At 30.5% G+C, this 5,173-nt stretch carries 4 protein-coding genes; 2 read left to right on the top strand and 2 right to left on the bottom strand.

What is annotated here, in order from left to right; all coding sequences use genetic code 11:
* Positions 1–212 precede the first annotated feature (212 nt).
* The gene (gene mgtE, locus IX290_RS11105) at positions 213–1,541 is read right to left on the bottom strand and encodes a magnesium transporter (protein WP_211493258.1); all 1,329 of its coding nucleotides are present in this window, start codon (positions 1,539–1,541) and stop codon (positions 213–215) included.
* A gap of 239 nt (positions 1,542–1,780) precedes the next feature.
* Here mgtE and rsmB point away from each other — a divergent pair, with 239 nt between their 5' ends.
* Both rsmB and IX290_RS11095 read left to right on the top strand, forming a co-directional pair.
* Positions 1,781–3,088, top strand: coding sequence for a 16S rRNA (cytosine(967)-C(5))-methyltransferase RsmB (rsmB, locus tag IX290_RS11100; RefSeq protein WP_211493257.1), 1,308 nt, complete (start codon positions 1,781–1,783; stop codon positions 3,086–3,088).
* Positions 3,082–3,720, top strand: coding sequence for an O-methyltransferase (locus IX290_RS11095; RefSeq protein ID WP_211493256.1), 639 nt, complete (start codon positions 3,082–3,084; stop codon positions 3,718–3,720). Before rsmB ends, IX290_RS11095 begins: the two co-directional genes overlap by 7 nt.
* Positions 3,721–3,829: 109 nt before the next feature.
* Here the strand turns inward: IX290_RS11095 and IX290_RS11090 are convergent, their stop codons facing one another.
* On the bottom strand, positions 3,830–4,897 hold the full coding sequence (locus IX290_RS11090; protein ID WP_211493255.1) for a hypothetical protein: 1,068 nt from the start codon (positions 4,895–4,897) through the stop codon (positions 3,830–3,832).
* Between the last annotated feature and the right edge of the window lie 276 nt (positions 4,898–5,173).

Raw genomic sequence — 5,173 nt, 5'->3', positions numbered from 1 at the left:
AAAATAAAGGAGCTGTTGCATTTTTTAAATTATAAAAATATAATTCTCTCCGGTATCAATAGTTTCTATTTATATTGCTTACAGAAAGAAAATCCGAAACTCACTTCGTTCAGACAGTCGAATTTTCAGTATTCTGTTTCGCTTCATAAATTACGAAACTATTTCTAATATCGAGAATTCTATTTTTACAGTTTTGCAACAGCTCCTTATTTTTATAATGGAAGGTAATGAGTTGAAATAAGGAAAAATACAATAAGTGCACAGGCATCTATTATTGTTGTTATAAACGGACTTGCTATAACAGCTGGATCCAATTTAAAGCTTTTAGCTACAATAGGAAGTATTCCACCTATTACTTTTCCTACAACTACTATAATAAAGAGACTCACTGATATTACAAATGATGTAATATAGCTCTCACTGCTTATATATATAATTCCAAAATTCACAACTGAAAGTATAAATCCAATGATAATACTTATTCCTAGCTCTTTTTTAAATACAGCCCCTAAATCTCCTGTACTTATCTCATCTAAGGCTATTCCCCTTGTAATTAAAGTAGAAGATTGTGAACCTGCATTTCCACCTGTTGACATAAGCATAGGTGTAAAAGATATAAGAATAAGTGCATTTCTCAAACTATTTCCATAATGTCTGATGATTATTCCTGTAAATGTAGCTAATATCATAAGAAGCATAAGCCATCCTATTCTCTGTTTTACCAATGAAAAAATAGACTCTTTTAAATACTCCTCATCAGAAGGTCTCATTCCAGCAAGCTTTTGCAAATCCTCTGTATTTTCCTGATCAATTACATCTACCACATCATCTATAGTTATGATTCCAACAAGTCTATCCTCATTATCAACAACTGGCATAGATGTCAAATCATATTTTCTGAAGTCATTTGCAATTTTTTCCTGATCATCTATTGTATGACAGCTTAATACATTAGTTTCCATTACATCTCTTAAATATATATCATCATCAAGGAAAATCAGCTTTTTAAGGGTAATAAAACCTACAAGTCTTCTCTGATAATCGATAATATAGCATATATCAATAGTTTCATTATCTATTCCACATCTTTTAATTGAGTGTATCGCCTGACCTACTGACATATCACTTTTAAGTGATAGATACTCAACAGTCATAACACTTCCTGCACTGTTTTCTGGATATTTAAGAAGCTGATTGATAAGATTTCTCATTTCAGGTGCAGTATTTTGAAGTATCTTATCTACAATATTTGCAGGCATCTCCTCTATAAAATCCACAGTGTCATCAATAAACATATCACTTATAATATTTGAAACCTCTTCATCTGTGATATTTTCCACTATCTCCTGCTGTTTATCAGGTGCAAGATAGGAAAAAGTATCTGAAGAGAGATCCTTGGGCAACACTCTAAATAGCTTCAAGCTCTCCTCTTTTGACAAATCATCAATTATTCCAGCTATATCAACTGGATTTTCATCCTTTAGTAAATCTCTAAGTTTATTTAACTGATTGCTCTTTAAAAACTTTAAAATTTCCTCCAGGGGCACTTTCATACCAAAAACCTCCAATAAAATTATAATAAATATTTTTTCAGTTAAAAGAATATCCTATCACTGACATAATGTCAATATATTATTTCATTCATCTCTTACATAATATCATAAATAGCTCAAAACTGCCATATTAAGAACCAGAAGAAAAAGATTTTTATTATAACTCACACTACACATTATTTTACAAATATTGTATAATATATAGGAATTAATAAATGGAGGGAAAAATGAATATAAAATCAAGAGTTATTAGCCTTATAAGAGAGGTTGACAATGGAAAATACTCAAATATTGCTCTCAATGAATATTTTAAAAACAATACAATACCAAAAAAAGAAAGAGGATTTATCACAGAACTTTTTTATGGTGTAATAAGAAATAAGATATTTTTAGATTACGAAATTGATAAAAGAACAAAAACTATAAAGAAAGACTGGATTAGAAATATTTTAAGAATTTCTATGTATCAGATCTCTTTTATGAAATCAGATGACAAAGGTGTAATATGGGAGGCTACTGAACTTACTAAGAAGAAATTCAGTGTTCCTGTTGGAAAATTTGTAAATGGTGTATTAAGAAGTTATCAAAGAGAATGGAAAGAGGATGTAGAGGAACTTAAAAACTCTGGCAAGTACCATATCTACCTTTCATATTCAAAATGGTTTTTTGATAAAATCACTGAAGAGTATGGAGAAAATGGAATTAAATTCCTTGAAAATCTGAAAAAAATCCCATATATCAGCTTCAGAGTAAATAGATTAAAATACAGTACTGAAGAGTTTGAAAAAATGCTTAAGGAGCAGGAGATAGATATAATCAAACAGGTGGACTCTGTCTACTATGTAGATTCTGGAATATTACTATATAGCAATGAATTTAAGGAAGGTAAGATTATAGTTCAGGATGCTTCTTCTTATCTGGCTGTTAGAAACCTTGATCCTAAGCCTTCTGAAAGCGTTCTCGATACCTGCAGTGCCCCAGGAGGTAAAACTGCTGTATTAGGTGAATTAATGGAGAACAAAGGAGAATTGCTTGCGCTTGATATATATCCACACAAACTAAAACTTATAGAAGAAAACTGTAAAAAATGTGGAGTTACAATAGTACAACCTGTAAAAATGGATGCCAGAAAACTTAAAGAGCAGGGAAAACAGTTTGACAAAATTCTAGTAGATGCTCCATGCAGTGGATATGGTGTATTAAGAAAAAAACCAGAAGGTATCTACAGTAAAAATATTGAAAATGTAGATGAACTTGCAAAACTTCAATTTGAAATACTGGAATCTGCAAGTCAGGTATTAAAAGAAAATGGAGAACTTGTATATAGTACATGCACTATTTTAAAAGAGGAAAATCAAAATAATATTAAAAGATTCCTGGATAAATATCCTGAATTTGAAACTGTAAAACTCTATATTCCTGAAAATGTAGGTGGTACCTATGATGAAGTTGGAGGATTTACAATAGATTATAATGAGGATATCCTGGATGGATTCTATATAGCAAAACTGGTTAAGAAAGGAAAAAAATGTTAGAAGAGTTAAAAGAGGCAAATGAATATATAGTAGGTAAAATAAAAGAAACTGATCCTCTTATTTTAGCTATGGAGGAGTATGCCAGAAAGCATAATGTCCCTATAGTTACAAAAGAGGTAGCAGAGTATCTGAAGTTTTTAGTAAGAGATAAAAACATCAAAAACATATTAGAAGTTGGGACAGCAATTGGTTATTCAGGAATAATTATGGCTCAAGAGGTAAAAGAAAAGGGCGGAAAACTATACACTATTGAGATAGATGATGAAAGATACAACACTGCTCAGGAAAATATAAAAAAATCTAGACTTGATAATATTATCTCAATAAAGGGAGATGCAGTTGAAGAGATTTCTAAAATAGAAGAGAACTTTGACTTTGTATTTATAGATGCATCTAAAGGTCATTATAAAGAGTTCTTTGAAGACTCATATAAACTTCTAAATAAGGATGGGATAATCTTTATTGATAATATTATGTTTAGAGGATATCTTTATAAGGAGTACCCTAAAAGATTTAAAACAATAGTAAGAAGATTAAATGAATTTATAGACTACCTGTATAGCAAAGAGAAAGATGAATTTGTCCTTTTACCTTTTGGTGATGGCGTAGGACTTTATCGTCGTAAAAAGTAAAAAATAGTAAAAATAAAAGATGGCACAGATTATACTTGCCATCTTTTTTAGTGGATAAAAAAAAATGCCTGCACAATGTGCAGGCACTTGTAATCTTTGTCATAAACAACTAGAAAGTAGTTTTTACTCCTACAGTTGCATATGGTTGCCATCTCCAGTGAGAAGCTTCTGAGTTAGCTGTAACAGCCCAGTTTCTGTATTCTGCTCCTATAGTTCCATAAACATCAATGAATTTAGTTGCGTTATAAGTTAATGTTAAGCTAGGCTCAGCATAAACTGAATATGCAGCATGCTCTCTTGATTTTGTTAAATCATAATCAGCTGTTTTAAATACTTTTCTATTTGAGTAATCAAATGTATCATATCCACCTTCAAATGCCCAATCAATTGAGTAGTTGTCAGCAGCATATAAGTTGTAGTTGTGCATTAATTTAGCAGCAACACTAACTGTAAAGTCTTTTTTATGTCCCTCATCATCTACAGGTCTTTGGTTCCAGTTGTAATGAATTCCATCTAATTCGATTTCAGTACTGAATCCTAATGGTAATTCATTTATGAAGTCAGCATATAATCCAACTGTATTTGTATAGTCATCATCATGACCTTTCCATGAATAGATGTATCTAGGTCCTACTGTAGCTGTAGTAGTTTTTACGAAATCATTGTTGAATAGATATTCAGCAAAGTCGAAGTTTAATCTGTATTCAGCAGTCTGTTTTCCTCCTTCTTTTTCATATCTAACTAATGAGTTCATATCAACTTTTGAATCTCCAAGATGTCCATGATCATAGTGGTATCTTACTCTTACTGCGTCATCTTTTTCTTCATTTTCATGGTTCCATCCTTGGAAAGATCTAACTCTTACATCTAAAGATTGGTTTTCAGTCATTTGAACACCAGTTTCTATTTGTAATCTACCATATTTATTATGGTCATTCCATCCACCATTTTTAACTTCTTCTTTTTTGTTTTCAGTTTTTCCATAATATCTTTCTTGAACATCTAAGAATCCGCTTGGTCTCCATTCAGGTGCTTTTTCTCTGTAAACTATTACTTCTTTTTCAACTATTTGTACTGGAGTTTCTTGTACTACAACTGGTGCAGGTACTACTTCTTTAGCTGAAGCAGCAGCAGAAACTACTAATAAAGATCCTAATAAAAGTGCTAATCTTTTCATAATATTTATCTCCCCTTTTATAAATTTATTTGAGTAAATCATAATTTAGTAGACTTACTCTTCTCCCATACCATAACTATACATCATTTTTTACATTTTGTAAATAGCTTTTCTTTAATTTTCTTTTTTTGACATATTTTATTTGCACTATTTTTTTGAATTTTTTCCCATTTTACTGTCATTATGGTTTATTTTTAAAAGTTTTTCTCATAATATGACCTAAGAATAAAGTATATATAATATATCTACTCTTTTATTTAATTGAATTATTTTTCA

It is taken from the genome of Fusobacterium sp. DD2, from assembly GCF_018205345.1.
Taxonomy (GTDB): Bacteria; Fusobacteriota; Fusobacteriia; order Fusobacteriales; family Fusobacteriaceae; genus Fusobacterium_A.
Note: the sequence above shows the minus strand (reverse complement) of the source record. Positions and strands in the feature narration are given on the sequence as shown.